General features: G+C 72.5%; 22 protein-coding genes. 10 read left to right on the top strand and 12 right to left on the bottom strand.

Annotated features, from left to right (window positions below):
• Positions 1 to 3: 3 nt before the first annotated feature.
• From SNOUR_RS07765 to SNOUR_RS07755, 3 genes are read left to right on the top strand one after another with little or no spacing between them, the layout of a single operon-like run.
• A complete protein-coding gene (locus SNOUR_RS07765; RefSeq protein ID WP_067357861.1) occupies positions 4 to 939 on the top strand; it encodes an ABC transporter ATP-binding protein in 936 nt (311 codons plus the stop codon).
• Positions 923 to 1,603 carry an ABC transporter ATP-binding protein gene (locus tag SNOUR_RS07760; protein WP_067344939.1) on the top strand — a complete coding sequence of 227 codons (681 nt, stop codon included), beginning with the start codon at positions 923 to 925 and terminating at the stop codon, positions 1,601 to 1,603. The genes SNOUR_RS07765 and SNOUR_RS07760 overlap by 17 nt, the downstream gene beginning before the upstream one ends.
• Positions 1,604 to 1,657: 54 nt before the next feature.
• A complete protein-coding gene (locus SNOUR_RS07755; RefSeq protein WP_079142337.1) occupies positions 1,658 to 2,119 on the top strand; it encodes an acyl-CoA thioesterase in 462 nt (153 codons plus the stop codon).
• Positions 2,120 to 2,387: 268 nt separating this feature from the next.
• Here SNOUR_RS07755 and SNOUR_RS07750 read toward each other — a convergent pair whose 3' ends face one another.
• Positions 2,388 to 3,185, bottom strand: a complete 798-nt coding sequence (locus SNOUR_RS07750; protein WP_067344937.1) for a DeoR/GlpR family DNA-binding transcription regulator — start codon at positions 3,183 to 3,185, stop codon at positions 2,388 to 2,390.
• 291 nt (positions 3,186 to 3,476) lie between these two features.
• On the opposite strand from SNOUR_RS07750, the gene SNOUR_RS07745 reads away from it, so the two are divergent.
• Genes SNOUR_RS07745 through SNOUR_RS07725 form a run of 5 tightly spaced genes read left to right on the top strand, consistent with a single transcriptional unit; the run spans position 3,477 to position 9,599 of the window.
• Positions 3,477 to 4,784, top strand: coding sequence for an MFS transporter (locus SNOUR_RS07745; RefSeq protein WP_067344935.1), 1,308 nt, complete (start codon positions 3,477 to 3,479; stop codon positions 4,782 to 4,784).
• A gap of 13 nt (positions 4,785 to 4,797) precedes the next feature.
• Complete coding sequence (locus SNOUR_RS07740; RefSeq protein ID WP_067344934.1) at positions 4,798 to 6,381, top strand: FGGY-family carbohydrate kinase; 1,584 nt, start codon at positions 4,798 to 4,800, stop codon at positions 6,379 to 6,381.
• On the top strand, positions 6,374 to 7,903 hold the full coding sequence (locus SNOUR_RS07735) for an FGGY-family carbohydrate kinase (protein ID WP_067344932.1): 1,530 nt from the start codon (positions 6,374 to 6,376) through the stop codon (positions 7,901 to 7,903). The genes SNOUR_RS07740 and SNOUR_RS07735 overlap by 8 nt, the downstream gene beginning before the upstream one ends.
• The gene (locus tag SNOUR_RS07730) at positions 7,900 to 8,526 is read left to right on the top strand and encodes a histidine phosphatase family protein (protein ID WP_067344930.1); all 627 of its coding nucleotides are present in this window, start codon (positions 7,900 to 7,902) and stop codon (positions 8,524 to 8,526) included. Before SNOUR_RS07735 ends, SNOUR_RS07730 begins: the two co-directional genes overlap by 4 nt.
• A gap of 47 nt (positions 8,527 to 8,573) precedes the next feature.
• Positions 8,574 to 9,599, top strand: a complete 1,026-nt coding sequence (locus tag SNOUR_RS07725) for a 2-hydroxyacid dehydrogenase (protein ID WP_067344928.1) — start codon at positions 8,574 to 8,576, stop codon at positions 9,597 to 9,599.
• A 73-nt stretch (positions 9,600 to 9,672) separates the two neighbouring features.
• Here the strand turns inward: SNOUR_RS07725 and lysX are convergent, their stop codons facing one another.
• Entirely contained in the window at positions 9,673 to 12,987 is a 3,315-nt protein-coding gene (gene lysX / locus SNOUR_RS07720; protein ID WP_067344926.1) for a bifunctional lysylphosphatidylglycerol synthetase/lysine--tRNA ligase LysX, read from the bottom strand.
• Between the two features lie 160 nt (positions 12,988 to 13,147).
• The gene (locus SNOUR_RS07715; RefSeq protein ID WP_067344924.1) at positions 13,148 to 13,969 is read right to left on the bottom strand and encodes an Ig-like domain-containing protein; all 822 of its coding nucleotides are present in this window, start codon (positions 13,967 to 13,969) and stop codon (positions 13,148 to 13,150) included.
• Between the two features lie 339 nt (positions 13,970 to 14,308).
• Between SNOUR_RS07715 and SNOUR_RS07710 the strand changes: the two genes are divergently transcribed.
• Positions 14,309 to 14,503: a hypothetical protein gene (locus tag SNOUR_RS07710; protein ID WP_067344922.1), complete on the top strand. Its 195-nt coding sequence runs from the start codon at positions 14,309 to 14,311 to the stop codon at positions 14,501 to 14,503.
• Positions 14,504 to 14,946: 443 nt separating this feature from the next.
• Here the strand turns inward: SNOUR_RS07710 and SNOUR_RS07705 are convergent, their stop codons facing one another.
• The 6 genes from SNOUR_RS07705 to SNOUR_RS07680 all read right to left on the bottom strand — a co-directional run bounded on the left by SNOUR_RS07705 (position 14,947) and on the right by SNOUR_RS07680 (position 23,119).
• Positions 14,947 to 16,167 (bottom strand): phosphodiester glycosidase family protein, encoded by a 1,221-nt coding sequence (locus tag SNOUR_RS07705; protein ID WP_312635876.1) that lies wholly within the window; start codon positions 16,165 to 16,167, stop codon positions 14,947 to 14,949.
• Between the two features lie 237 nt (positions 16,168 to 16,404).
• Positions 16,405 to 17,109 (bottom strand): N-acetylmuramoyl-L-alanine amidase, encoded by a 705-nt coding sequence (locus tag SNOUR_RS07700; RefSeq protein WP_067344918.1) that lies wholly within the window; start codon positions 17,107 to 17,109, stop codon positions 16,405 to 16,407.
• A 276-nt stretch (positions 17,110 to 17,385) separates the two neighbouring features.
• Positions 17,386 to 18,801 (bottom strand): family 2B encapsulin nanocompartment shell protein, encoded by a 1,416-nt coding sequence (locus tag SNOUR_RS07695; RefSeq protein ID WP_067344916.1) that lies wholly within the window; start codon positions 18,799 to 18,801, stop codon positions 17,386 to 17,388.
• Positions 18,802 to 18,944: 143 nt separating this feature from the next.
• Positions 18,945 to 20,357 (bottom strand): family 2B encapsulin nanocompartment shell protein, encoded by a 1,413-nt coding sequence (locus SNOUR_RS07690; protein ID WP_079142333.1) that lies wholly within the window; start codon positions 20,355 to 20,357, stop codon positions 18,945 to 18,947.
• Between the two features lie 210 nt (positions 20,358 to 20,567).
• On the bottom strand, positions 20,568 to 21,998 hold the full coding sequence (gene xylB, locus SNOUR_RS07685; protein WP_067344914.1) for a xylulokinase: 1,431 nt from the start codon (positions 21,996 to 21,998) through the stop codon (positions 20,568 to 20,570).
• 152 nt (positions 21,999 to 22,150) lie between these two features.
• Positions 22,151 to 23,119, bottom strand: a complete 969-nt coding sequence (locus tag SNOUR_RS07680) for an acetylxylan esterase (RefSeq protein WP_067344912.1) — start codon at positions 23,117 to 23,119, stop codon at positions 22,151 to 22,153.
• A gap of 189 nt (positions 23,120 to 23,308) precedes the next feature.
• Here SNOUR_RS07680 and SNOUR_RS07675 point away from each other — a divergent pair, with 189 nt between their 5' ends.
• A complete protein-coding gene (locus SNOUR_RS07675) occupies positions 23,309 to 24,160 on the top strand; it encodes a hypothetical protein (RefSeq protein ID WP_067344911.1) in 852 nt (283 codons plus the stop codon).
• A gap of 40 nt (positions 24,161 to 24,200) precedes the next feature.
• Here SNOUR_RS07675 and SNOUR_RS07670 read toward each other — a convergent pair whose 3' ends face one another.
• Genes SNOUR_RS07670 through SNOUR_RS07660 form a run of 3 tightly spaced genes read right to left on the bottom strand, consistent with a single transcriptional unit; the run spans position 24,201 to position 26,675 of the window.
• The gene (locus SNOUR_RS07670; protein WP_067344909.1) at positions 24,201 to 25,046 is read right to left on the bottom strand and encodes an amino acid ABC transporter ATP-binding protein; all 846 of its coding nucleotides are present in this window, start codon (positions 25,044 to 25,046) and stop codon (positions 24,201 to 24,203) included.
• A 58-nt stretch (positions 25,047 to 25,104) separates the two neighbouring features.
• The gene (locus tag SNOUR_RS07665) at positions 25,105 to 25,896 is read right to left on the bottom strand and encodes an amino acid ABC transporter permease (RefSeq protein ID WP_067344907.1); all 792 of its coding nucleotides are present in this window, start codon (positions 25,894 to 25,896) and stop codon (positions 25,105 to 25,107) included.
• A complete protein-coding gene (locus tag SNOUR_RS07660) occupies positions 25,896 to 26,675 on the bottom strand; it encodes a basic amino acid ABC transporter substrate-binding protein (RefSeq protein WP_067344905.1) in 780 nt (259 codons plus the stop codon). The genes SNOUR_RS07665 and SNOUR_RS07660 overlap by 1 nt, the downstream gene beginning before the upstream one ends.
• Positions 26,676 to 26,988 lie beyond the last annotated feature (313 nt).

Raw genomic sequence — 26,988 nt, 5'->3', positions numbered from 1 at the left:
CGGATGCCCGGCGGCCGGTCCGTCGCCGCGGTCACCGACGCCGACTTCGACCTGGCGCCCGGCGAGTGCCTGGTCCTCGTCGGCGAGAGCGGCTGCGGCAAGTCCGTCCTGGCCTCCGCACTGCTCGGCCTGCTGCCCGGCAACGCCGAGGCCACCGGCACCGCACTGCTGACCGACGCCCACGGCGCCACCGAACTGCTCGCCGCCCCCGAGGCCGAACTGGCCCGGTCGGTACGCGGCCGACGGATCGGACTGATCCCGCAGAGCCCCGCCGCCCACCTCACCCCCGTCCGCACCGTACGCTCCCAACTGGAGGAAACCGTAAGGGAGTTGACCGGAGTGCGGCGCGGGGCGGAGCTGCGGGCGGCCGCGGAGCGCGCCGCCGCACGCGCCGCCTTCCCGACCGGCCACCTCGACCGCCACCCGCACCAGCTCTCCGGCGGCCTCGCCCAGCGCGCCGCCACCGCCCTCGCCCTGGCCGGCGACGCCCCCCTGCTCCTCGCCGACGAACCGACCACCGGCCTCGACCGCGACCTGGTGGACCGCACCGTCGACGAACTCCGCCGACACGCCGAGGCCGGCCGCGCACTGCTGATGATCACCCACGACCTGGCGGCGGCCGAACGGATCGCGGACCGGGTCGCCGTGATGTACGCCGGACGGATCGTCGAACTCGCCGACGCCCGGCGGTTCTTCGGCACCCCCGGACCCCGCCACCCCTACGCCCGCGGCCTGCTGGACGCGCTGCCCGGCCGGGCCTTCACCCCCATCCCCGGCATGCCGCCCGAACTCGGCGACCTGCCGGCCGGCTGCGCCTTCGCCGCCCGCTGCGACCGCGCCACCACGACCTGCGCGACGCTCCCCGCCCCGCGCGACGGCGTCGCCTGCCACCACCCGGTGCCGCCGGAGAGGGAGCCCGACCGTGCTCGAACTGCGTGACATCACCGCCGGATACGACCGCGGCGCCCCCGTCGTCCGCGGCGCGTCGCTGACCCTCGCCCCCGGCGAAGCGGTCGGCCTGCTCGGCCCCAGCGGCTGCGGCAAATCCACCCTGGCCCGGGTCGCCGCCCTGCTGCACCGGCCGGACGCCGGCACCGTCGTCCTGGACGGCACCCCCGCCCGGGGCTGGCGCCACCGCGCCCCGCGCGAGCAGCGCACCGCCTTCGGCGTCCTCTTCCAGCAGCCCCGGCTCTCCGCCGACCCCCGCCTGCGGCTCGCCGACGCGATCGCCGAACCGCTGCGCGCCACCGGCCGCAAGGACGAGATCCCCACCCGCCTCCGGGAGTTGGCGCCCCTCGTCGGCCTCGGCGACGACCTGCTCGCCCGCCGCCCGCACGAGGTCAGCGACGGCCAGCTGCAACGCGCCTGCCTGGCCCGCGCCCTGGTGCTCCGCCCCCGCTGGCTGATCTGCGACGAGATGACCGCGATGCTGGACGCCTCCACCACCGCCGCACTCGTCGCCGTCGTCGAGTCCTACCGCCGGGAGAGCGGCGCCGGCGTCCTCGCCGTCGGCCACGACCGCACGCTGCTGGAGCGCTGGTGCGACCGCACCGTCGGCTGGGCGGAGCTGGGCGCCGCCACCGGAATGCCGGGCGTGGCCTGAACGTTCCCCCTACGATGGTCCGGCGTGTGACGGACGGGAAAGACAGGAGCGATCGTGACCGAAGTGGCGCATGTGGCGACAGAAAGCGGTGCGGACGAGCCCTTCACCGTGCCGATCACCGTCCGCGGCTACGAGACCGACACCCAGGGCCACCTCAACCAGAGCGTCTACCTCCAGTACGCCGAACACGCCCGCTGGTCCGCCCTCCAGGCCGGCGGCATCCCGCAGACCGCGCTGCTGGCCCGCGGCATCGGCCCGGTCACCCTCGAAACCACCATCCGCTACCTGCGGGAACTCCGCGCCGGCGACGAGGTCGCGGTCAGCTGCCGGTTCGTCTGGGGCGAGCGGAAGACCTTCGTGATCGAGCAGACCGTGCGCAGGGCCGACGGCACGGTCGCCGCCGAGATCACCGCGACCTGCGGCATCCTCGACCTCACCGAACGCCGACTCCTCAAGGACCCCCGAGCCGCCCTGCGGGAACTGGCCACCGACCCCGGGGTGCTGGGGCTGGGGTAGCCCCTGGGGGACGGGCGAACAGATCCCGTAGGGGGAGCGAACGCCCCCTGCGGGGCCACAACGGGCAGGCGGGGGCGGGATATTCCGGTCCCGGTCCGGCACCGGCCATCCCGGGGCCCGCAGTGGGCCGGGTGCCTTAGGGGGTACGGCGGTCGGGCAGTTCCGGGGCCCGGCGGGAGCCGGCTCACCCAGGGGACCCGAGTGCGCCCGGGAACGCCCCGCCCCGGGGTGGTTTCCGGAGGCGTCCGACGTCGTGCACCGTCTCGGCTCAGTCCTCGCCCGCCGTCCCGCGCGTCGGCACCACCGTCACCTCCGTGCCGGCCGCCCGCACCGCCCGCACCTCCTCCGCCGACAACCCGTCGTCGGTGATCAGCAGGTCGAAGTCGGCCAGCGGCGCCAGCGCGTACAACCCATCCTTGCGGAACTTGGTGTGGTCGGCGACCAGCACCCGGCGCGCCGCGCTCTCCATCATCGCCCGCTTGACCAGCACCGTCTCCGGCGAGGTGTGATAGCAGCGGCCCTTGGCGACCGCCGTCGTCGACAGGAACAGCACATCCGCCCGGTACGCCCGCACCGCGTCCGCGGTATGCAGCCCCATGAAGGCGTCGTACGCCGGGAAGTACGCCCCGCCCAGCGTGATCAGCGAGATGCCCGGCTCCCCGGCCAGAGTGGTGATCGCCGGCAGCGAATTGGTGAGCACCGTCAGCGGGGCGTGCTCGGGCGTCTGGTGCGCCAGCATCAGACACGTGGTGCTGTCGTCCAGCAGCACCGTCTGCCCGGGCACCAACAGCGCCGCTGCGGCCCGCGCCAGCGACCGCTTGGTCGTCGCCATCGTCGCCATCCGCTCCGCGACCGTGCCGTGGAACTGCGCCGACGGCAGCCCCGTCGCCCCGCCCCGCACCTTCCGCAACCAGCCCTGCGCCTGCAGCGCGTCCAGGTCCCGATGCGCGGTCATCAGACTGATCCCGAACTCCGCGGCCAGCTCCGAGGTCCGCACGAAACCTCGCGCGAGCACCGACTCCCGGATCCGGCGCCGCCGTTCCTCCTGGGCCTCGACCCGGTCCATCGCCCCGTTCCCTCCGCTTCGTGCCACCGTCACCCGCGTGATCGCGCCGCGTGATGTTCACACGAATGTAACGCGGCGCGCCGGGTGCACCCGCCCGCCGCATGCGGTTCCGCCCCGACGCACCACGACCGCTCCCCGCCGCGATGGGAAGATTCCGGCCACCCTTGACGCCCCTTTTGCGCGAGCGATTGCATCACCGCGTCGTCCACCGGCCCCCGCGGATCCCGCCACCCCCTTCCGCCGGCCCGGACCCGCCCGCATCCGTCCCGCCGCAGAAGAAGGGGAGCTTCGATGACGAACCCTCCGCTGCCCGCGCACCGCGCGCTCCTGACCCGCCTGGGCATACCGCCCACCCTCGCCTGGGGGTACCTCGGGCTGCTCCTCTTCATGATCGGCGACGGCGTCGAGTCCGGATACCTCTCGCCGTACCTCATCGACCGCGGCATCCCGGAGTCCCGGGTCGCCCTGCTCTTCACCGTCTACGGCATCGCCGCGGGCATCGCCGCCTGGCTTTCCGGCGTCCTCTCCGACCTGTGGGGACCCCGCCGCGTGATGGCAACCGGCCTGGCCGTCTGGGCCGCCTTCCAAGTCCTCTTCCTCGCCGCCGCCCTCCCGTTCACCAGCTACCCCCTGATGCTCCTCGGCTACGGCCTGCGCGGCCTGGGCTACCCGCTCTTCGCCTACGGCTTCCTCGTCTGGATCGCCGGGGTGGCCCCCCGCGCCCGACTCGGCACCGCCATGGGCTGGTTCTGGTTCGCCTTCACCGGCGGACTGCCCACGCTCGGCTCCCTGGTCGCCAGCGGCCTGATCCCGCGCATCGGCGCCTACGCCACGCTGTGGGCCGCGCTGGCCCTGGTCGCCGCCGGCGGACTGATCGCACTGCTCCTCGTCCGCGACGAACACGGCGCCCGCCGCCCGCGGACCGCGGGGGAGGGGCCGCTGACCACCCTCGTCGGCAGCGTCACCATCCTCTGGCGCAACCCCCGGGTCGGCGCCGGCTCCCTCGTCCGGGTCGTCAACACCGCCTCGCAGTTCGGCTTCTTCGTCATCCTGCCGGTCCACTTCACCAGGACGGTGGGCTTCACCCTCACCCAATGGCTGCACCTGCTCAGCGCCATGTTCGCCACCAACATCTTCGCCAACCTGCTGTTCGGCGTCGTCGGCGACCGCATCGGCTGGCGCCGCACCATCGCCTGGTGCGGCGGCGCCGGCTGCACCCTGAGCACCCTGCTGCTGTTCTACGTCCCCACGACCGCCGGACCGAACTTCCCGCTCGCCCTCCTGGTCGCCGCGTTCTACGGCGCTACTCTGGCGGGATACGTACCGATATCAGCGTTGATGCCCTCGCTGGAACCGCGACACAAGGGACAGGCACTGGCGGCCCTCAACCTCGGCGCCGGCGCCAGCACCTTCGTCGGACCCGCCGTCGTCGCGGTCTTCGTCGGGCCGCTCGGCGTCGAAGGGGTGGTCTGGATCTTCGCGGGGATGTACGCGGTGAGCTGCGCCCTCACCCTCCTCCTGAAACTGCCGGACGGACCGGAAGCGGCGGCCACCGGCCCGGACACCGCCGCGCCGCACCCCACCCCGGCCTCGGCGTGAAAGGACCCCGCTGATGTCCGTACTGACCATCGACGCCGGCACCACCGTCATCAAGTCCGTCGTCTTCGACGACCGGGGCAACGAGATCGCCGTCTCCCGCGTCGCCACCGAAGTCCTCCGCCCCCACCCCGGCTGGGCCGAACAGGACATGGACGCCGTCTGGCAGGCCGTCGTCCGCACCGTCCGCGACGTGCTCACCGACCTCACCGACCCCGTCTGGCTGGTCTCCTTCACCGCCCAGGGCGACGGCGCCTGGCTGATCGACGACCACGGCCGCCCCACCGGCCCCGCCATCCTGTGGTCCGACGGCCGCGCCGGCGACCTGCTCACCACCTGGCAACGCGACGGCCTCCTCGAAGCCGCCTTCCGCCGCAACGGCTCACTGACCTGCGCCGGCATGCCCAACGCGCTCTTCGCCTGGCTCGCCGCTCACGACCCCGACCGGCTCGCCCGCTCCGCCACCTCGCTCACCGCCGCCGGCTGGCTCTTCCTCCGCCTCACCGGCGTCCGCGCCACCGACGAATCCGACGCCTCCGCACCCTTCCTCAACCACACCACCGGCGACTACGACCCCGCCATCGTCGAACTCTTCGGCCTCACCGACCACGCCCGACTGCTCCCCACCGTCCTCGGCGAGGACCAACGGATCGCCGAACTCACCACCGACGCTGCCACCCAACTCGGCCTGCCCGCCGGCCTGCCCGTCGTCATGGCCCCCTACGACATCGCCGCCACCGCCCGCGGCGTCGGCGTGGTCAACCCCGGCCAGGCATGCAGCATCCTCGGCACCACCCTGTGCACCGAAATCGTCCGCACCGGCATCGACACCACCGGCGAACCCTCCGGCGTCAACATCGCCTACCGCGGCCGGGAACGCGTCCTGCGCGCCTTCCCCACCCTCAACGGCGCCGAAGTCCTCGGCTGGGCCGCCCGCCTGCTGCACCTCCCCGGGCCACCCGAACTCTCCCGCCTCGCCTTCGAATCCGAACCCGGCGCCCGCGGCCTGATGTTCCTGCCCTACCTCTCACCGGCCGGCGAACGCGCCCCGTTCCTCGACCCCGCCGCCCGCGGCTCCTTCTGGGGCCTGTCCCTCGACCACACCCCCGCCGACCTCGCCCGCGCCGTCTTCGACGGCCTCTCCCTCGTCCTGCGCGACTGCCTGACCGCCGCCCGCACCGACGTCACCGAACTGCGCCTGTGCGGCGGCGGTGCCAACAGCGACGCCTGGTGCGCACTGATCGCCGACGCCACCGGCGTGCCCACCGCCCGCTCCGGCGACACCGAAATCGGCGCCAAGGGCGCCTTCCTCACCGGCCTGGTCCGCACCGGAGCCGAAAGCAGCATGCACCGCGCCGCCGACACCTACGTCCACATGCAGCGCAGCTGGCAGCCCGACCCCGAGCGCGCCGCCTTCTACGCCGCGCTCCACGACGACTTCCTCACCTGGCGCGGCCTCGCCCGCACCGCCGGCTGGCGCACCACCACCACCTGGCGCCCCACCCCCGCCGCACCCCGCACCACCACCCCCACCCCCCGTCGCACCGACCCCACGCACCACCCCACCGAGCACCCCGCCCCAGGAGGCATCCGTGTCTGACCCGCACGCCCCCGGACCCACCGGCCCAGGACCCGCCCCCCACGGCGACCCCGACGCCATCTGGCTCGGCCTCGACCTCGGCACCCAGAGCGCCCGCTGCCTCGCCGTCGACGGCACCGGCACCCTCCTCGCCACCGCCGCCCGCCCGCTCACCAGCAAGCGCACCGGCAACCGCCACGAACAGGACCCCCACCAGTGGTGGACCGCCCTCGCCGACGCCTGCCGCGAGGCCCTCGCCGGCCTCGACACCCACCGGATCCGCGGACTGGCGATCGACGGCACCTCCGGCACCCTCCTCCTCGCCGACACCCACGGCACCCCCCGCACCCCCGCCCTCATGTACGACGACGGCCGCGCCACCGACCAGGCCGAAACCGTCAACACCGCCGGCGCACCGACCTGGCAGGACCTCGGCTACCGCAGCATGCCGCCCTCCTGGGCCCTGCCCAAACTCCGCTGGCTCCTCGACCACGACCCCGCCCTCGCCACCGGCTCCCGCCTCCTCCACCAGGTCGACCTCATCACCTGGAAACTCGCCGGCCGCCAACTCCCCAGCGACACCAGCCACGCCCTCAAAACCGGCTACCACCTCATCGACGAACGCTGGCCCCACGAGGTCATGGACACCCTCGGCATCCCCGCCGACCTCCTGCCCGACGTCGTCCGCCCCGGCACCGTCCTCGGCACCGTCGGCCCCGAAGCCGCCGACGCCACCGGCATCCCCACCGGAACCACCATCGTCGCCGGCATGACCGACGGCTGCGCCGCCCAGATCGGCGCCGGCGCACTCACCCCCGGCGCCTGGAACGCCGTCCTCGGCACCACCCTCGTCCTCAAAGGCAGCAGCGACCACCTCATCCGCGACCCCGCCGGCGTCGTCTACTGCCACCGCGGACCCGGCGACACCTGGCTGCCCGGCGGCGCCTCCAGCAGCGGCGCCGGCGTCATCTCCCAGTACTTCCACGGCGAGAACCTCGACGTGCTCACCGAACAGGCCGCCGCCCTCGACCCCGACGCCGTCGCCTACCCCCTCGTCTCCACCGGCGGCGAACGCTTCCCCTTCCGCGCCCCCGAAGCCGAACCCTTCATCCTCGGCGACATCCCCACCCGCGCCACCGAGTTCCACGCCTACCTCCTCGGCGTCGCCTGCCTCGAACGCCTCTGCTTCGACTACCTCGACCACCTCGGTGCCCCCACCGACGGCCCCCTCACCTTCACCGGCGGCGGCGCCCGCAACACCTACTGGTGCCGCCTGCGCGCCGAAGTCCTCGGCCGCACCGTCCACGTCCCCGAACACGCCGAAGGCGCCCTCGGCATGGCCGTCCTCGCCGCCACCGCCACCGGCGCCCCCCTCCCCGAGACCGCCGCCGCCATGGTCCGCCCCGGCACCCCGATCCACCCCGCCCCCGAACGCACCGCCCGCCACCTCCCCACCTACCACCGCTTCGTCACCGAACTCACCCGCCGTGGCTGGCTCGACCCCGCCGTGGCCGACCACGCCCTCAGGAGGGCCGCCCAGTGACCGACTTCCTCCTCGTCCGCCACGGCGAGACCGTCTGGCACGCGGAGAACCGCTACGCCGGCCGCTCCGACGTCCCGCTCACCGACCGCGGCCGCGAACAGGCCCAGACCCTCGCCCACTGGGCCGCCACCGCCGACCTCACCGCCATCTGGACCTCCCCCCTCTCCCGCGCCCGCCTCACCGCCGCCCCCGCCGCCGACGCCTGCGGCCTCACCCCCCACGTCGACGAACGGCTCTACGAACTCGACTTCGGCCAAGGCGAGGGCCTGACCCGCGACGACATGCGGCAACGCTTCCCCCGGAGCCTGGCCGCCTTCCTCGCCGACCCCGCCGAGCACCACCTCCCCGGCGGCGAACACCCCCGCCACGCCGCGGAACGCGCCGCCGCCTGCCTCACCGAACTCGCCCACGACCAGCCGCACGGCCGCATCCTGATCGTCGCCCACTCCACCCTCATCCGCGTCCTGCTCTGCCACCTCCTCGGCATCCCCCTCGCCGAATACCGCCGCACCTTCCCCCAACTCCACAACGGCGCACTCACCGAAATCCGCATCACCGACGGCCACACCGCCCTCCTCCGCCTCAACGCCCCCGCCCTCACCGCCGCCCCCGCCCTGCCCTGACCAGCCACCACCACCCACCCCACCGCACCCCAGGAGAAGCACCCCCCATGACCACCACCGTCCTCGCCGCCGGCAACCACTTCATCCGCCCCGGCCTCTTCAGCGCTGCCGTACGCAAGGCGGCCGGGGACACCCCACTGGAGATACGCGAGATCCAGTTCGGCTGGCCGCACACCCCCTTCGGCCCCGTCGCCGAGGTCCACGAGGCATCCGGCACCGAGGACGACATGATCGAAGCCCTCCACGGCATCGAGATCTGCGTCACCGAACACGGCCCGCTCACCGAACGCATCCTCGCCAACTGCCCCGACCTCAAGCTCTTCTGCACCAGCCGCGGCGGCCCGGTCAACGCCAACCTCGAAGCCGCCACCCGCCACGGCGTCGCCGTCTGCAACGCCCCCGGCCGCAACGCCACCGCCACCGCCGAACACACCCTCACCCTGCTGCTGGCAGCCGCCCGCGGCGTCGGCGACACCCACACCGACCTGCGCCACGGCATCTGGCGCGGCGACTACTACGACTACGACAACTGCGGCATCGAGATCGACGGCACCACCATCGGCCTGATCGGCTTCGGCGCCATCGGCAGCCGCGTCGCCAAGGTCCTGCACGCCATGGGCGCCCACGTCCTCGTCCACGACCCCTACGTCCGCCCCGAGGCACTCGCCGGCCCCGCCGAGCAGGTCACCCTCGACGAACTGCTCACCCGCTCCCGCATCGTCTCCCTGCACGCCCGGGTCACCCCCGAGACCACCGGCATGATCGGCCGCGCCCAGATCGCCGCGATGCCCCGCGGCTCGGTCCTCGTCAACTGCGCCCGCGGCGCGCTCCTCGACTACGACGCGGTCTGCGACGCCCTGGAGACCGGACACCTCGCCGGCGCCGGCTTCGACGTCTTCCCCGAAGAACCCGTCCCGGCCGGCTCCCGCCTGCTCACCGCCCCCGGCGTCGTCCTCACCCCGCACATCGCCGGCGGCAGCCAACAGGTCGCCCACAAGGCCGCCGAGATCGTCGCCGCCGAGGTCGGCCGCTACCTCCGCGGCGAACCGCTCCACCACCAGGCCAACGCCTAGGGACAGACATACGAAAGCGCCGGCCGGGCTGGAAGAAGATCCAGCCCGGCCGGCGCTCGGGAACCCCGCGCGATCAGCGCTTCCGCACCAGCGGGAACGGCAGCGTCTCGCGGATCGACAGACCGGTCAGGAACATCACCAGCCGGTCCACACCGATACCCAGACCACCGGTCGGCGGCATCGCGTACTCCAGAGCCTGGAGGAAGTCCTCGTCCAGCTCCATCGCCTCCGGGTCACCACCGGCCGCCAACAGCGACTGCGCGGTCAACCGCCGCCGCTGCTCGACCGGGTCGGTCAGCTCCGAGTAGGCGGTGCCCAGCTCGGTGCCGAACGCCACCAGGTCCCAGCGCTCCGCGACCCGCGGATCGACCCGGTGCTGACGGGTCAGCGGCGAGACATCGGTCGGGAAGTCCTTGTAGAAGGTCGGCAGCGTGGTCTTCTCCTCGACCAGCCGCTCGTACATCTCCAACACGATGTCGCCCCGGCCCATCTCCGGCTTGACCGGCACCGACGCCGCCTGGCACAGCCGCCGCAGCACCTCCGGATCGGTGTCCGCGTCGACCTCCTCGCCCAGCGCCTCGGAAATCGCCCCGTACACCGTCTTCACCGGCCAGATGCCCGAGATGTCGTGCTCGACCAGCCGCCCGTTCTTGTCCGCCTTCCGCGCGGTCGCGGTGCCGAACGCGGCGATCGCCGCACCCTGGATCAACTCCCGGGTCAGGTTCAGCATCACGTCGTAGTCGGCGAACGCCTGGTACGCCTCCAACATCGTGAACTCGGGGTTGTGCTTGTACGAGATGCCCTCGTTGCGGAACGTCCGCCCCATCTCGAAGACCTTCTCCATACCGCCCACGCAGAGCCGCTTGAGATACAGCTCCGGCGCGATCCGCAGATACAGGTCCAGGTCGTAGGCGTTGATGTGGGTGTGGAACGGACGCGCGTTCGCACCACCGTGGATCTGCTGCAGCATCGGCGTCTCGACCTCCAGGTAACCCCGGTCGATCAGCCCCTGCCGCAGCGCCTGAACCGCCGTGCTGCGCGCCCGCACGGTCTCCCGCGCACCCGGCGACACCACCAGGTCCACGTACCGCTGACGGACCCGGGCCTCCGGGTCGGACAGCCCACGCCGCTTGTCCGGCAGCGGACGCAGACACTTGGCGGTCAACCGCCACTGCGTCACGAACACCGTCAGCTCACCGCGGTCACTGGTACCGACCTCGCCCTCGGCCTCCACGTGGTCACCGAGGTCCACATCCGCACCGAAGCGCTCCAGCAGCTCCTCGCCCGAGTCCCGGGTCACCGCGATCTGCAGATCGCCCGACCAGTCCCGCAGCACCGCGAACAGCACACCACCGTGGTCACGGGTCAGCAGCACCCGCCCGGCCACCGTCACGGTCTTGCCGGTACGCGTCCCGGCCGCCAGCTCCCGGTGCTCCTCACGGACCTGGCCCAGCGTGTGCGTCCGCTGCACGCCCACCGGATACGGGTCGGTCCCCGCCTCCCGCAGTCGCTCCAGCTTCCGGTGCCGCACCCGCACCTGCTCCGGCAGCGCGGCCAGCTCCCGCTCCCGCTGCTCCTCCGCGGTGGCCGGCTCGGCCTGCACCAGGCCCAGCTCGTCCAGCGACGGCAGACCCGCGGTGCTCGCCGGGGCCAGCACCCGCTTCTTGTGCCCCTTGCCCCACAGCTTGCCCAGGCTCGGCACCGCCACGAAGCCCTCGGCGATACCCGACGCCGTACCGATCCGCGCCAGCGCACCGGCGTCCGCGTAGCACAGGAACCGCGGGTACCACTCCGGCAGGTACTTCGAGTTCGAGCGGTACAGCGCCTCCAGCTGCCACCAGCGGGAGAAGAACAGCAGCAGCCGGCGCCAGAACTTCAGCACCGGACCGGCACCGATCCGGGCACCCTCCTCGAAGGCGGACCGGAACACCGCGAAGTTCAGCGAGATCCGCCGCACCCCGATCGACCCGGCCTGCGCGCACAGCTGCGCGACCATGAACTCCATCACGCCGTTCGGCGCACTGCGGTCCCGTCGCATGACGTCCAGCGAGATGCCGTCCTTGCCCCACGGCACGAACGACAGCAGCGCGATCATGTTGCCGTCCGCGTCGAACGCCTCGGCCAGCAGGCAGTCGCCGTCCTGCTCGTCACCGAGCCGGTCCAGCGCCATCGAGAAACCACGCTCGGTCTCGGTGTCCCGCCACGCGTCCGCGCGGTGGATGACCTCCTGCATCTCGGCGTCCGTCAACTCCGCGTGGCGCCGGACCCGGAATGTCGCCCCGGCCCGCTCCACACGGTTGACGGCCTGACGCGTGACCCGCATGTCCCGGCCGTCCAGATCGAACTGCGCCACATGCAGGATCGCCTCGTCACCGAGTTGCAGCGCACCCAGCCCGGCGCGCGCGAACGCCTTCGCGCCGTCCTCGCTCGCGCCCATCACGGCCGGCTGCCAGCCGTACCGACCCGCGACGTCCAGCCACGCGTCGATCGCCGGACCCCACGCCTCCCGGTCACCGACCGGGTCACCACTGGCCAGACAGACGCCGGCCTCGACACGGTAGGTGACCGCCGCCTTGCCGCTCGGAGAGAAGACCACGGCCTTGTCGCGACGGGTCGCGAAGTAGCCGAGCGAGTCCTGACTGCCGTACTTCGACAGCAGCGCCCGGATCCGGTCCTCCTCGTCGCCGTGCAGCGCGGCTTCCATCCGCTGCGACCGGAACAGCGCGGCGGCGGCGTTGAGCAGCGCCAGTGCGCCCAGCAGCCCGAGCAGGGTGCCGATCCAGTGCGGCGGGTGCCCCTCGACGATCCGGCCGCCGACCAGCCCACCGCACACCCGGTTGGCCGCCCACAGCAGCCGGTTGCCACCCCCGCTCTCCAGCGAACCGGGCGCCAACGACACCAGGCCCCAGCCGATCAGCACCGCGACCACGAGCCCGCCGGCGAGCACCAGCGCGGCCCGCAGGAACGCGCCGCGCCGGGTGATCGCGTAGAACTCACGGTGCGAGACGAGCAGCAGCACCAGCGCCCCGGCGCACAGCACCAGGGAGAAGCTGAACTCCCAGTACCCGGCCGCCAGGAACAGCGCGTCGGCGAGGACGTTCAGCACCATGTACGCGACGACGAACCACAGGGCCACCCGTTTCCGCGCGGTCATCGCCGCGGCCAGGAGGAAGAGGAACGCGGCGTAGGCGAAGTTCGGCGTCACCGGGATGGTGAGCGTGTCCAGCCAGTAGATCGTCGAATGGAGGGTGCGCCGAAGGGGTCCGATCAGCGCCGTCAGGGCACAGAAGAGCCCCAGCAAGCTGAAGAGGATGGCGAAGCCATTGGGGACGCGGCGCCGGAAGCGCCGCCACCCCGTGAGTTGATCCTGGTCCTGCACGGTGCTCATTCCGTCACATTAGGCTCTGAAAAGGGGTCGACAGCCCGACACGAGGCGCTCGCTCCGCCTCCGGTCCACTGCCGCTGCGACCGGCCGACCATCCAGTCTCCGGTCCCGCCCCTCGGTTGTCTGTCCCTCGCAGGGAGGGTTCGGTGACCACCACTGGGGGTCACCCACCTGGACCTTGCCATAAAGCCGGCGCAGGTCCGAGTCCGGGTGTGATGTACGCGTCAGAATCGAGGTCCGACCGGACGGGCGCACTGCGCCCCACGGTGAACCGCAACCCGTAATCCTTGGTGAAGAAGCGCCCGTCACCGGAGTCCACACCGTTCAGCTCGGCCCGTACGGTGACCTTGGTGCCCGGCTTCCACTCGTGCGTCGGCCGCCAGACGATCCGGTCCTTGCCGCCGTGCGTGGGCTCCCATGACCAGGCCCCCTCGCTTCGATTGTCGGTGATCACCGACAATCGCCGCTCCACCGCCTCCCGGTCCCGTATGGGGAAGGCGAACGTCAGCCGGATCGGATCGTCCACGCCGACCACCCCGCCGCGCGGCCGGGGGCTGAACGACACCCGGTTCCGCTTGGCCACCTTCCCGGTGGTCAGGGACTCCTTGGCCTCGGTGGTGGCGCCCTGGTCGCTCTTGGTCCGGGCGAGCACGGAGTACTTGGTCTCCGGCGCGGCCTTGGCCCGCGACGTCCACACCGTCCCGCCCTGGCTGAACCCGCCGACCAGCTGCCGGCCCCGGGGATCGGTCACCGTCACCTCGGTCAACACTCCGCCGTCCGCGCTGACCCGCAGCTGGTCGCCGGCCTGCACCGTGGGGTTCCCGCTCGCCGACCCCAGCCCCACCTTCACCGGCCGCTCCTGCGACGCCGACGCCCGGGCCGCGTCGCACGCCGCGAGCGTCCCGACACCGAGCACCGGCATCAGCGCCAAGGCGATACACAACGACCGAGACGGCCGGAACGGCCGGGCGGGGCTCAGGCTCATGGGCGGACTTTCCGTCGGTGGTGTGGGAGCGGCGGCGATGTCGGCCGCTAAGACGGTCAATCGCAACACTCCGTTGCGGGGGGTGAAGTGATCCATGCCACTTCTTTACCGGTGGCTGAAACTCCCCCCGAACGTGTCCCTCGCGTGCAGAAGTCGAGGCCCCGCGCGGCGACCCGGCCGGCGCGCTCCCGCCCCGCCTCTGCCCCTCGCCCTCCCCTCGTGACCCGCAGTGATCACCTGTTTGGAGCACCCTGCCGCGAACCGGACATACCCCGAAATGCGCCAAACTGGCCACCGCTTGCCGCCCGTTCGGGCGGTGGTCGAGGAGGTGTGGTGTCCATGGCTGTCTCCATCTCGGTGATCCTCTTGCTGGTCACCCTGGTCGTGATCTTTCTGCGCAGCGGAAAGCTGAAGATCTCGCACGCCATCGTGTGCGGACTGCTCGGCTTCTACCTGGCGGGCAGCAGCCTCGCCCCCGACATCCACCACGGTCTCGCCAGCGCCGCCGAGGTCGTCAGCAGCGTCCGCCCGTGACTCCGCGGCCCTGCCGCACCCCTCACCTCACCCTGGGTAGGCAACATCAAACCCTGGGTAGACAACACGGGAACGAATAACTCTCCGTAATCGTTGCCGAACAAGGAAGAGGCAGCAGGCACCCGCCCCGGCCCCCGGACCCCACCAACACACCCCAAGGCCGACGCACCCCAAAGACCGACGCACCCCAAGTCGGGCACCGCACCAACGCACCCCGAGACGGGCGCCGCCCAAGGCCGACGCCGCCCCAGGCTGACGCCCCAAGGTCCGCGACCCGGGGCCCACGCCCCACCCGACGCCCCGCGCCACCGCCCCAGCGTGGCGCCACCACCCCCGGTGCCGCGGAGTCGTCGCGAGCGCCACGGAGCCATCGCCCGTCGGTCACCCCGAGGCCGCCCGGTCGCTCACCGGTCGCCCGTCGGACCCCCGAGGTCGCTCGCGGGTCACTCGGCGGCGAAGACCCCCACGGCGTTGGCCACCGGGCGTTCCCGCTCGACGTTCGGGTGGTTGCGCACCTGCGCCTCGCCGTCCGCGTCCTGGGTGACGAACGTCGAGGAACCGCCGCCGTCCAGGTCCACCGCGTCCCGCGCGCCCAGCCCCGCCATCAGCCCGGCCAGCTCCCGTACGGTGAGGCCGGTCTGGTGCCGGCCCTTCGCCCCGTCCAGCGCCATCAGGAGCAGGGTGCGGCCGCGGTCGGCGATGCCGGCGGAGGTGCGCATCGTGACCGCCACGGTGTCCAGGCCGGGCGCCGGGCGTCCGGCTCGCAGTACCGGGAAGCCGCCCACCGCGCAGTGCAGCCGGCCCGGCAGTCGTCCGACGAGCCGGTGGCTGATCCGGACCCGCTCGCCGATGTGCAGCGCGCGCAGGTGTCGCGCGCCCCGCTCGCGGCCGACCAGCACCACCGATCCCGGTTCGATCGCCCCGGCGCCCGGTCGGTCGGCGGTCTCCACGACGCGCCCGCCGCGGATCGTGACCTCGGCCGCGTCCGTGTCGCAGCCCGCCGCGCGGTCGGTGTCGGTGCCGCAGACCGCGCGCACCCGGGACACCTTGCCCCAGCGCGTGGTGTACGCGCCGATGCCGCCCTCCGGCAGGGCGTACTGGTTCAGTCCGCGCAGCGGCCAGGAGCCCGCGCGGCTGCGGACGGTGCCGCGCAGCGTCAGGCGCTCCAGCCGGGCTCGGTGGTTGTAGCCGACGCCGAGCACGTCCTTGGTGGTGGCGCCCGGTGGCAGCGTCGGGCCGAACCGCTGGCCGTCCGGCACCGCGCCCTTCAGCTGCCGTCCGGACGACACCTCGGGTCCCACCGAGGAGCCGGTGACCTCCACCCCGGGGTGCTGGGTCTCGCTGATGTTGAAGAAGTCGCCGTTGACCGCGGCGAGCGCGTCCCGGTCCTCGGCGAGTTCGGACACCGGGGCCCGTGCGGCGACCGCCGACGGGTGGAGCAGGTCCACCGAGACCGCGGGGTCGGAGAGGTCGACGGTCAGCAGGTGGCCGTGGACGATGCCGCGCGGCAGGGTCTTCCGGAACTCGGTGTAGGTCACCCCGCGGGCCAGTCGCACCGGGGCCGTCCGTGTGAACCCGTCGGCGGCGGCTGCCCGGGTCGCGCCCGCCGCCCCGCCACCGGCCAGGACGCCCCAGGCGACCGCGATGGTCGCCACCGTCCGGATCCTGCCCAACGTCCGCTTCACAACAGCCCCCTGACGTCGCGTCAACTGTCCCAGGTGGTGGCAGCGCTCACTATGGCCCGCGGATGGCGGGATTCCGAACATCCGCGGAACGGTGCCGTGTCGCCCGGTACGGGCGGCGGCGTGGTTGCCGGGGGCCGTCGGGGCCCGTACCGGCGGGGCGGTGCGTGTGACGGGATGCCGAATTTCGAGAACGGGGCGTCACATGAGGACGGGGCGTCACATGTCGAGCAGGTCCTCCCAGTAGGTGTCGCTCTTGTGGCCCCAGTCCCCCTTGTGCCCCCAGTCCCCCGTGCGGTCCCAGATGGACACCTCCTTGACCAGGTCCATGTAGTGCGCCCAGTCCCAGTACTGGCCGGGGTCGGTGTGGTCGGTGCCCGGGACCTCAACGTGCCCGATGATGTGCTTGCGGTCCTTGGGGATGCCGTAGCGGTCGCAGATGGCGGCGGTGAGCAGCGCGGAGCGGGTGTAGAGGGCTTCCGTGAACCACTTCGGGTCGTCGATCCAGCCCTCGTGCTCGATGCCGATGCTGCGGGTGTTGTAGTCCCAGTTGCCGGCGTGCCAGGCGACGTTCCGTTCGCGGACGCACTGGGCGGTGTAGCCGTCCGAGGAGCGGACGACGTAGTGCGCGGCGGCCTTGTGTGCGGGGTCCTGGAAGAGCCGGAGGGTGTCCGGGAAGCTCTCCTGCGTCACATGGATCACGACGGTGTCGATCGGGTACTGCGTCGGGCGGTTCGCTGCGGTGTAGTTGGCCGGGTTGGCCGGCGTCCAGTGGACGGGTGGGTAGTCGGCGGTCCGTGTGCGCCGTCTGTGCGGCGATGCGGCGCCGGCCCGGGTGAGGGGGGTGAGGGCGGCGGCCGCGGCGAACGCGGCGGCGCCGGTGAGCAGTCGGCGGCGGGCCGGGAAGTGCTGGTCGGGTTCCATGCGAACTCCTGACAAGGACCGAGGGGTGGTCGCGTACATGTCACGCACGGCCGGTGCGTTCATCATGCGCAACAGCGCGCGCCCTGCCAAGGGAATGGCCGTTGTGTCAATGGCTTGACCAAAGAAGGCCCGCCGTGGATCAAAAGCGCGCAACGCCCCCTGATCGGACCGCATGCACGTCACCCGGGTGCCGCGCCGCGGCCGTTTTCTGACGGAGAGTCAGGCCGTGGTGGGCGCCCGGGTGACGGGGTGTTCGATCCGATCGCTTCCGGTCGCTCAGTGTCCGATCTCGACGTCCTCCAGGATGCCCAGTGCGTCCGGCACCAGCACCGCCGCCGAGTAGTAGGCGCTCACCAGGTAATTGATGACGGCCTGGTCGTTGATGCCCATGAACCGCACCGACAGGCCCGGCCGGTACTCGTCCGGGATGCCGGTCTGGTGGAGCCCGACCACGCCCTGGTTCTCCTCGCCGACCCGCATGGCGAGGATCGAGCTGGTCTGGTCCGGGTTGATCGGGATCTTGTTGCAGGGCAGCAGCGGGATGCCGCGCCAGGCGCGCACCGGCGTCCCGTCGATCTCCGCGGTCGCCGGGTAGATCCCGCGGGCGTTCCACTCCCGGCCGATGGCCGCGATGGTCCGCGGGTGCGCCAGCAGGAACTGCGTCTTGCGGCGCCGGGAGATCAGCTCGTCCAGGTCGTCGGGGGTGGGCGGGCCGCTGCGGGTGTGGATGCGCTGCTTGAGGTCGGCGTTGTGCAGCAGCCCGAACTCGCGGTTGTTGACCATCTCGTGTTCCTGGCGCTCGCGCAGCGCCTCGACGGTCAGTCGCAGCTGCTGGTCCAGCTGGTTCATCGGGTCGTTGTAGAGGTCGGCGACCCGTGAGTGGATCTTCAACACGGTCTGCGCGACGCTGAGTTCGTACTCTCGGGGCGACCGCTCGTAGTCCACGAAGGTGCCCGGCAGCGCCGGCTCGCCGACGTGTCCCGCGGCCAGCTCGATGGCGGCCTCGCCGTGCTTGTTCTGCGCCGGGACGAGCGCCGTGCGGAAGCTCTCGATGTGCTCGCGCAGTGGCGCCGAACGGCCCAGCACCTCCTCGTAATCGGCACGGGACAGGGTGAGGACGGTGCCTCGGGTGGCCGCGCGAAGGGTGAACTCCCATGCGGCGTCGGGGGCCAGCAGTGCCGCGTCGCCGGCCGCGTCACCGCCGGCGAGCACCGCGGTCACCGTCTCGTCGCCGTACTTGCCGGCGCCGATGCGTTCGAACTTGCCGTGGGCGATCAGGACGACCTGGTCGGTCGGTGTACCGCGCTCGACGAGGACGTCACCGGGGGCGACCTCCCGCTGGGCGAAGCGTCCGGCCAACTCCTGGAGCGTGGGGTCGTCGGTGAAGCCGCGCAGCGGCGCCAGTTCGCGCAACTCCTGGGGAATGACCCGGACTTCGGCGCCCTCGGTGATGAACTCCACCTCGCCGTCACCGAGGGTGTGGGTCAGGCGCCGGTTGACGCGGTACGTACCGCCGGAGACGTGCGTCCAGGGCAGGATCCGCAGCAGCCACCGCGAGGAGATGCCCTGCATCTGCGGCGGGGTCTTGGTCGTGGTCGCCAGATTGCGGGCGGCCGCGGTGCCCAGGCTGGACCGGAGCTGCTCGGCGCCGTCGGTCTGCGGGCCGGACGTGGGATCCACGGATGTGGTCATGGCGGGAGGTCACCTGTTCCGATCGGTGCGTAGGAATTCGGTGCTCAGAATTCCGGGAAATGCGCGGGAAAGAAGGGAGAAGGGCGTGGCGGGAGGCGCTACCGGTCCGCGCGGTGCGGTAGTCGCCGCCGCGGGATTTCCGCTCAGTGCCCGATTTCCACGTCTTCCAGGACACCCAGCGCATCGGGTACGAGAATTGCTGCCGAATAGTAGGCGCTGACGAGGTAGTTCACGACGGCCTTGTCGTTGATTCCCATGAAACGCACCGAAAGGCTCGGCTCGTATTCATCGGGAATTCCGCTGCGGTGCAGTCCGACCACGCCCTGCTTGTCCTCGCCGGTGCGCATCAGCAGCACCGAGCTGGTGCCCTCCTTCGTCACCGGGATCTTGTTGCAGGGGAAGATCGGCACCCCGCGCCAGGACGGCAACGAGTGGCCCATGAAGTCCACCGCGTCCGGGTAGAGGCCGCGGGCGCTGCACTCCCGGCCGATCGCGGCGATCGCCTTGGGGTGGGCCAGCAGGAAGCCCGGGTCCTTCCAGACCGTGGCGAGGAGTTCGTCCAGGTCGTCGGGGGTGGGCGGGCCGCTGCGGGTGGGGATGCGCTGCTTGAGGTCGGCGTTGTGCAGCAGCCCGAACTCGGGGTTGTTGATCATCTCGTGCTCCTGGCGCTCGCGCAGCGCGTGCACCGTGAGCTTGAGCTGTTCCTCGACCTGGTTCATCGGGTCGCTGTAGAGGTCGCCGACCCGGGTGTGGGTGCGCAGGACGGTCTGCGCGACGCTGAGTTCGTACTCCCGCGGCGATCGGTCGTAGTCGACGAAGGTGCTGGTCAGGGCGGGTTCGCCATGGTGGCCGGAGGTGAGGGCGATGGCGGATTCGCCGCTGGCGTTGGCCGGCCGGGCGGCGCCGTCGGGGCTCGCCGCGAGGTGGTCGCGCAGGGTCGGGGAGCGGCCGATGACCTCCTGGGCGTCCTGGCGCGCCAGGGCCATCACCGTCACCCGGGTCACCGCCCGGTAGCTGAACTCCCATTGCCCGTCGGCGCTGTTCAGCGGGGCGTCGCCGAGGTGGTCGCCGCCGGCCAGCGCTTCCAGGACGGTCTCGTCGCCGTACTTGCCGGTGCCGATCCGGTCGACCCGGCCGTGCGCGATCAGCACCACCCGGTCGTGCGGGGCGCCGGACCGGGCGATCATCTCGCCGGGGGCGTACTCGTGCTGAGTGAACCTTTGGGCGAGTTCGGAGAGCACCGTGGGGTCGGTGAACTCCCACAGCGTGGGCAATTCGCGCAGTTCCTCGGGGATGATCGCGACCGAGCCGCCGTTGATGTCGAAGTCGATCCGCCCGTCGCCGACGGTGTGGGTCAGGCGCCGGTTGACGCGGTACGTGCCGCCGGAGACCTGCACCCAGGGCAGCAGTCGCAGCAGCCAGCGGGAGGTGATGCCCTGCATCTGCGGCGCGGTCTTGGTGGTCGTCGCCAGATTCCGCGCGGCGGAGGTACTCAGGCTGGAATTCTGGCTCTCTTCGGCGCTTCCGGACAGCGTCTCGCCGGCAATCGTCACCATGTCACCTATCTCGTCGAGGCTGCGGCGCGGAACACCGGGGAGAAAGCGAGGAATGTCCCGGCAGCTCGCCGCCGCCTCGAAGATAGCGGCGCTGTTTTTATCCGCACAATCGCTCGATGGGGTGGCATGGAAAATACTCCCCGTGGAAAGGGTTTAGATCTTTCGGTGTTGGGCAAAGTGTGCCGGGGCGATTCTCGACGGCAGGTGCGGTCAGCCGCCGAGCAGTGCCGCGCCCTCGGTCAGCGTGTCCGTCAGCCGCTCCCAGGCGGCGTCGTCCCGCTCCCGCGCCGAGTGCTCCGCACCCCGGGCCGTGCCCCAACGGCGCGCCACCGCCGCCGGATCCTCGCCCAGCAGCAGCCCGGCAGCCTGGGCCGCCGCTCCGAGCGCGGCCAGCTCGCCCGCCTCGGGCACCACCACCGGGCGGCCCGACAGCCGCCGCACGGTCTCCCGCCAGGCGCGGCCCCGGGCCCCGCCGCCGATCAGCAGCAGCGGGGTGCCGGGCGCGGTCTCCGGCCCCGACACCTGGTCCAGCGCCCGCAGCAGTGCGAACACCGCGCCGTCGTAGGCGGCTTGGAGCAGCTGGCCGGCCGTGGTGTCGTGGCGCAGGCCGTGCAGCAGGCCGGTGGCGCGCGGGAGGTTCGGCGTCCGCTCGCCGTCCAGGAAGGGCAGCAGCACGGCGTCGCCGCCGGGCTCGACGGCCTCCCGGTCGCGGCCGAGCAGCGCCGCCACCCGGTCCACGGCGAGCGTGCAGTTGAGTGTGCAGGCCAGCGGCAGCCAGTCGCCGCGGGCGTCGGCGAAGCCGGCGACGGTGCCGGTCGGGTCGGCGGGCCGGCGGGTGGTCACCGCGTAGACCGTGCCGGAGGTACCAAGGCTCAGCACCGGCTGGCCGGGACGCAGGCCCAGGCCGAGCGCCGCCGCCATGTTGTCGCCCGTCCCGGCGGCCACCAACGCGCCGTGCGGCAGGTGGAGTTCATCGGTCCGCACGGTGCCCGCCGCCTCGCCGGGGAGCGCGACCCGCGGCAGCATCGAGGGGCTCAGTCCGACCCGGTCCAGGACCTCCGGGTCGTACGCCTCCGTGGACCCCGCCCACCAGCCGGTGCCCGAGGCGTCGCCGCGGTCGGTGACCGCCTGGCCCGTCAGCCGCTGGACGAGGTAGTCGTGCGGCAGCCGGACGGCGGCGGTGGCGGCCGCCGCGGCCGGCTCGTGAGCGCACAGCCAGGCCCACTTGGCGACCGTGAACGCCGGGCCCGGCACGCTTCCGGTCCGCTCCGCCCACGCCTCGGGGCCGCCGCCCTCCGCGATCAGCCGCGCGCTCTCCCGGGCGGGCCGGACGTCGTTCCACAGCAGCGCCGGGCGGACCGGCTCCCCGGCCGCGTCCAGGGTGACCAGCCCGTGCTGCTGACCGGCGACGGAGATCGCGGACGCCTGTCGCGCGGCGGGTCCGCACTGGGCCAGTGCCTCGCCCAGTGCCCGCCACCACTGCCGGGGGTCGCTCTCCTTGCCGGGGCCGCCGCCGACCGTGTGCGGTGCCTGGCCCCGGGCCAGCACCTCGCCGGTCTCCGCGTCCACGACCAGCGTCTTGGTGGACTGCGTGGAGCTGTCCACCCCGACGACCAGCGGTCCGGCCGACTGTGCGCCCATCGAGCACTCTCCCTCGGCGGCCGGTGGCCAGGCCCTGCCCCGGGGCTCCCGGCCGCTCTGGACCCCGGTCCGCAGCCGCATCGTAATCCGCGTGCCGCGGGGCGCGGGTGGCCTGTGGACGACACGCGCGGGCCGCCGCCGACCGGTGCGGATCAGCCGCCGAACAGCTCGCGCAGGAAGCGGATCTCCGCGGTCCGCTGGGCGCCCCCGCCGCTCTCGTGCGCGTTGAACCGCCACACCTCCAGCCGCTTGTCGCCCGCGTAGTGGTGATGGGCGGCGAACCCGGTGGACGGCGGGACGATTTCGTCGCGCAGCGCGGTGCCGAAGAGCGCCGGGGCGGTGGCGCGGGCCGCGAAGTTCAGGCCGTCGAAGTGGTCGAGGGTGTGCAGCGCGGAGTCGATGTCGTCGCGCCGGCCGGCGAAGTGGCGGGCCAGCTCGCCGTACGGCCCCTGGTCGGTGACGTCGAGGGCGCGCCGGATGTGGGTCAGGAACGGCGCGTCGATCAGCGCGCCCGCCAGCCCCGGGACGAGCCCGGTCATGGCCAGCGCGAGGGCGCCGCCCTGGCTGTGGCCGGCGACCACGATCCGCTCGGCGTCCACCGCGGGGTGCCCGCGGGCCGTGTCCACCGCCCGTACGGCGTCGGTGAACAGCCGTCGGTAGTAGTAGGTGTCGGGGTCGAGCAGGCCCTGGGTCAGCTTGCCCGGTACGCCCGGGTGTGTGGCGCCCACCGGGTCGGGGGTGTCGCCGGGCCGGTTGGGGCCGCTCTGGCCGCGGGAGTCCATGACCAGCGTGGCGTAGCCGGCGGCCGGCCACAGCAGCCAGTCGTGCGGCAGCAGCCGGCCGCCGCCGTAGCCGAGGTACTGCACCACGCACGGCAGCGGTCCGGTGGCCGTCCGCGGGTGCAGGAACCAGCCGCGGATCCGGTGCCCGCCGAATCCGGCGAACTCCACGTCGTCGGTGTGCAACTGGGTCAGGCCGGTGTCGGCCGCGGTGAACCGGGGGGCGAGGTCATGGGCCCGGGCCTCGTCCACCGTGCGTCGCCAGAACGCGTCGAAGCCGGGCGGCTCGGGCAGGGGAGGGCGGTAGCGGCGCAGTTCGTCCAGGGGAAGGTCGGTGAACATGGAGCACCTCCGGGCAGTGAGGCGTACACGTCGGGCACGTTAGGGTCTGTCCGGGCGATCAGGATCGGGAGTGTCCGTCCCGGGCTGTGGCTCGTCAACGGCGCCCACGGGGTGGATGTTTCACCTCGGAACGGTCCAGATCGGTCACCGCGTCCTTGCCTCCACACCAAAGAAACGATCACTTCCGCCATGAGTTTTCCCCCGCCCCCGCCGTCCAACCAGCCGCCGCACCAGCCGCCCCAGGGCGACCCGGGTGGTTTCGGCCCGCCCGGAGGCGGCTACGGGGCGGGCGGGCAGCAGCCGGGGCCGGGCGGTTACGGTCCGGGCGGCTACGGGCCGTCGGCGCCGCCGGCCGGCCCGCCGCCCGCCGGCCCGTACGGCGCGCCCGCCGGTGGCTACGGGCCGCCCGGCCCCGGTGGCTGGCAGCAGCCGCCCGCGCCGCCCTCGGGCGGCGGCAACGGCACCACCATCGCCCTGATCATCGGCGCCGGCGTGCTCGTCGTGGCGCTCGTCATCGGCGGCGTCATATGGGCCAACAGCGATGGCGGCGGCCGCGATCAGGCCCGACCGGGTGCCAGCACCTCGGCGAGCGCCGGCCCGTCGGCCTCGGACTCCGCCTCACCGACCCCGTCCGACTCGGCGAGCCCCAGCGGCGGCCCGGAGACCTCCGCGTCCACGCCCACCGGCCGTACCGCCCCCTTCTACACCCTCAAGACCGGCGACTGCTTCGACATCCCGCCGGGCGGGAACGGCGGCAACAACCTGTCGGCCCCCTGCACCGGGCCGCACGACGCCGAGGTCGTCTTCGTGTACACCCTCCCCGCCGGTCTGACCTCCGAGAGCGAGATCAAGGACAAGGCGTCCTCGCTGTGCTCGATCCAGCTCCCGGACAAGGCGTCCAAGCAGCCCGCCGGGACGGCCGAGGGCACCTATGTGCAGTTCCCCAACACCAAGGGCTACAAGCTGGGCATCAAGTCCGTGGTGTGCAGCCTGACCGGCAACCGCAGCAACACCAAGAAGCTCACCAAGCCGTTGGTCTGAGCCGGTCCGGAGCACCGGGCCGCGGGGACGGGCGGCGGCGTCAGGTCCGCCGCCCGGTGGTCGGCCCGGTGCCGTCCGTCCCGTCTGCCGTGTCCGTGCCGTCAGTCCCGTCCACCTCGGCCGCCGCCGGGTCCAGGACGCGTGAGAGGAACGCCCGGGTCCGCTCGTGCCGGGGAGCGCCCACCACCTGTCCCGGGGTGCCCTCCTCGACGACCAGCCCGCCGTCCATGAAGACCACCCGGTCGGCGACCTCCCGGGCGAATCCCATCTCGTGCGTGACGACCAGCATCGTCATCCCGTCCCGGGCCAGCGCCCGCATCACCGCCAGCACATCGCCGACGAGTTCCGGGTCGAGGGCCGAGGTCGGCTCGTCGAAGAGCATCAGCTCCGGGTCCATCGCCAGTGCCCGGGCGATGGCCACCCGTTGCTGCTGGCCGCCCGACAGCTGCGCCGGGTAGGCGGCCTCCTTGTCGCCCAGTCCGACCCGCGCCAGCTGGTCGCGGGCGATCCGCGCGGCCGTCGGCCGGTCGCGGCGCAGCACCCGGCGCTGGGCGATGGTCAGATTCTCCAGCGCAGTCAGGTGCGGGAAGAGGTTGAAGGACTGGAACACCATCCCGATCCGGCGCCGCACCCGGTCGATGTCCACCTCCGGGTCGGTGACCTCGGTGCCGGCGACGGTGATCCGGCCGGCGGTCGGCTCCTCCAGCAGGTTCACACAGCGCAGCAGCGTCGACTTCCCGGAACCGGACGGTCCGATGACGCACACCACCTCGCCCCGCGCGACCGAGAAGTCGATCCCGCGCAGCACCTCCAGCGCGCCGAACGCCTTGTGCAGCCCGCGCACCTCGATGGCGTTCTCGCCGTTGCCGTCCCCGTCGCCGGTCATCCCGCCCCCTGCCCGCCGTGGCGCCGCTGCTTCCGTTCCCGCCCGTACACGCGCGCCGTCACCGGGCCTTCGCCGTGCGGGCCTCCAACCGCCGGACCAACTGGCCCAGTGGCAGGGTGATCACCAGGTACAGCAGCCCCGCGACCAGTACCGGGGTGAGGCTCTTGTGCTCGTTGAGCGCGTCCCGCCCGAAGTTGGCCAGCTCGAACTGGGAGAGCGACAGGCCCAGCAGGTACACCAGCGAGGAGTCCTTCGTCAGCAGGATCAGCTCGTTGGTCAGCGGTGGCAGCACGATCCGGAACGCCTGCGGTACGACGATCGAGACCATCGCCCGGCCCTGCGACATGCCCAGCGAACGCGCCGCCTCCGTCTGCCCCTTGGGCACGGCCCGGATACCGGCCCGGATCGTCTCCGCCATGTAGGCCGCGCCCACCAGCCCCAGCGACAGCATCACCGTGACGCCCTGGTCGAGGGCGACCTGGAAGGCCAGCGGCACCCCGAAGCCGAGCGCGATGAACACCAGCAGGGCGGGGATCCCGCGGAAGAACTCGATGTAGGTCACCGCGAGCCACCGGTACGGAGGCACCGAGGAGAGCCGCATCAGGGCGAGGACCAGCCCGAGCGCGAGCCCGAAACCGAAACCGAGCAGGGTGTAGCGCACGGTGTTGACCAGCGCGGTGGTGACGATGTCGGGGAACAGCGCCGTGGCGACGGAGACGTCGAAGAAAGCCGATCCCAGCCGGCGCCAGTCGGCGGCCAGGGTGAGGGCCGCCACCGCGGCCACCAGCACGCCGTACTGCGCGCCGCGGACCAGCCGCGCCCGGCGGCGCCTGGACAGGGGCCGGGGCATCAGCCGAACCACTTCCGGTGGATCCGGTCGTAGCTCCCGTCCTTCTTCGCCCGTGCGAGGACCTCGTTGATGCGCTTCCGCAGCGCGTCGTTGCCCTTCCGCACGCCGAAGCCGTAGTGCTCGCCGGTGTCGAACTCCGCCGCCACGTGGGTGTCCGGGTTGTGCTTCGCGTAGTCGAGGAGCACGCCGTTGTCGTTGATCCCGGCGTCGACCTGCCCGGATCCGACCGCGGTCAGCAGCAGGCCGACGTCCTCGAACTCGACCAGTTCGACGCCTTTTCCGTGTGCCTTGGCGTAGAGCGCGCCGGTGGTGGCCTTCTGGTAGCCGAGCTTCCTGCCCTTCAGGTCCTCGATCTTCTTCACCGAGGTGCCGCGCTTCACCAGGAGTGCCTGGGTGGCGTTGAAATACGGGTCGGAGAAGTCCATGACCTTCGCGCGGGCGGGGGTGATGGTCATGCCCGCGGCGGCGAGGTCGCAGGTGCGGATGGCGAAGTCCTGGCCGGTCTCGATGCCTTCGAAGGGGGTGTTGATGATCTGCTGGGTGACGTGCAGGTCCTTGGCCACCAGGTCCACCAGGTCCACGTCGAACCCGACGACCTTGCCGTCGCGCTTGACCTGGAAGGGGGCGTAGGGGAGGTGGGTGCAGGTCAGGAGCGCTCCGGGGCGGACCAGTTCCGGCCCCCGGCCCTGCTGTCCGACGGGCGCGGTGCTGGTGCATCCCGCCAGGAGGGCGGCGGCCGCGGCGGCGGCCAGAACGGGCAACGCGGAGCGAGCGGTCACAGGTCCTCCAAGAGTGCCGTGACGGTCAACCGGGCCGGAGGTGTGGCGAGTTGGCCTGCATCCTGCCATCGGCCGGCACTTCTGTCGCCGGTGCGTCCGTTGCGGCTGGGTAACGCCCCTGGCCTGTCAGGACGGCGATCGCTCAGCGCAGGGTCCAGAGTCAGCCGGGCGGGGTGAGGCCCAAGGTCCAGGCCACCGACCGGGAGGCGTGGTGGGTGACGCCGGTGCTGTAGCAGAGCACCTGTCTGCCGCGGGCCGCACGCCGTGCCCAGGTGGCGACGACGGCCGGGGCCGGCCGGGGTGCCGCCGCCCG

It is taken from the genome of Streptomyces noursei ATCC 11455, assembly GCF_001704275.1.
In the GTDB taxonomy this organism is placed as follows: Bacteria; Actinomycetota; Actinomycetes; order Streptomycetales; family Streptomycetaceae; genus Streptomyces; species Streptomyces noursei.
The sequence above is the reverse complement of the archived record's forward strand: the minus strand, read 5'-3'. Positions and strand labels throughout refer to the sequence as shown.

What these genes read in the sequence shown, in the direction of transcription:
- SNOUR_RS07710 (WP_067344922.1), top strand. Translation starts at nt 14,309, where the DNA reads ATGGCTGTCTCCATCTCGGTGATCCTCTTGCTGGTCACCCTGGTCGTG.
- SNOUR_RS07715 (WP_067344924.1), bottom strand. Translation starts at nt 13,969, where the DNA reads ATGAGCCTGAGCCCCGCCCGGCCGTTCCGGCCGTCTCGGTCGTTGTGT.
- SNOUR_RS07765 (WP_067357861.1), top strand. Translation starts at nt 4, where the DNA reads ATGCCCGGCGGCCGGTCCGTCGCCGCGGTCACCGACGCCGACTTCGAC.
- SNOUR_RS07740 (WP_067344934.1), top strand. Translation starts at nt 4,798, where the DNA reads ATGTCCGTACTGACCATCGACGCCGGCACCACCGTCATCAAGTCCGTC.
- SNOUR_RS07750 (WP_067344937.1), bottom strand. Translation starts at nt 3,185, where the DNA reads ATGGACCGGGTCGAGGCCCAGGAGGAACGGCGGCGCCGGATCCGGGAG.
- SNOUR_RS07745 (WP_067344935.1), top strand. Translation starts at nt 3,477, where the DNA reads ATGACGAACCCTCCGCTGCCCGCGCACCGCGCGCTCCTGACCCGCCTG.
- SNOUR_RS07670 (WP_067344909.1), bottom strand. Translation starts at nt 25,046, where the DNA reads ATGACCGGCGACGGGGACGGCAACGGCGAGAACGCCATCGAGGTGCGC.
- lysX (WP_067344926.1), bottom strand. Translation starts at nt 12,987, where the DNA reads ATGAGCACCGTGCAGGACCAGGATCAACTCACGGGGTGGCGGCGCTTC.
- SNOUR_RS07725 (WP_067344928.1), top strand. Translation starts at nt 8,574, where the DNA reads ATGACCACCACCGTCCTCGCCGCCGGCAACCACTTCATCCGCCCCGGC.
- SNOUR_RS07700 (WP_067344918.1), bottom strand. Translation starts at nt 17,109, where the DNA reads ATGGAACCCGACCAGCACTTCCCGGCCCGCCGCCGACTGCTCACCGGC.
- SNOUR_RS07665 (WP_067344907.1), bottom strand. Translation starts at nt 25,896, where the DNA reads ATGCCCCGGCCCCTGTCCAGGCGCCGCCGGGCGCGGCTGGTCCGCGGC.
- xylB (WP_067344914.1), bottom strand. Translation starts at nt 21,998, where the DNA reads ATGGGCGCACAGTCGGCCGGACCGCTGGTCGTCGGGGTGGACAGCTCC.
- SNOUR_RS07680 (WP_067344912.1), bottom strand. Translation starts at nt 23,119, where the DNA reads ATGTTCACCGACCTTCCCCTGGACGAACTGCGCCGCTACCGCCCTCCC.
- SNOUR_RS07695 (WP_067344916.1), bottom strand. Translation starts at nt 18,801, where the DNA reads ATGACCACATCCGTGGATCCCACGTCCGGCCCGCAGACCGACGGCGCC.
- SNOUR_RS07690 (WP_079142333.1), bottom strand. Translation starts at nt 20,357, where the DNA reads ATGGTGACGATTGCCGGCGAGACGCTGTCCGGAAGCGCCGAAGAGAGC.
- SNOUR_RS07675 (WP_067344911.1), top strand. Translation starts at nt 23,309, where the DNA reads ATGAGTTTTCCCCCGCCCCCGCCGTCCAACCAGCCGCCGCACCAGCCG.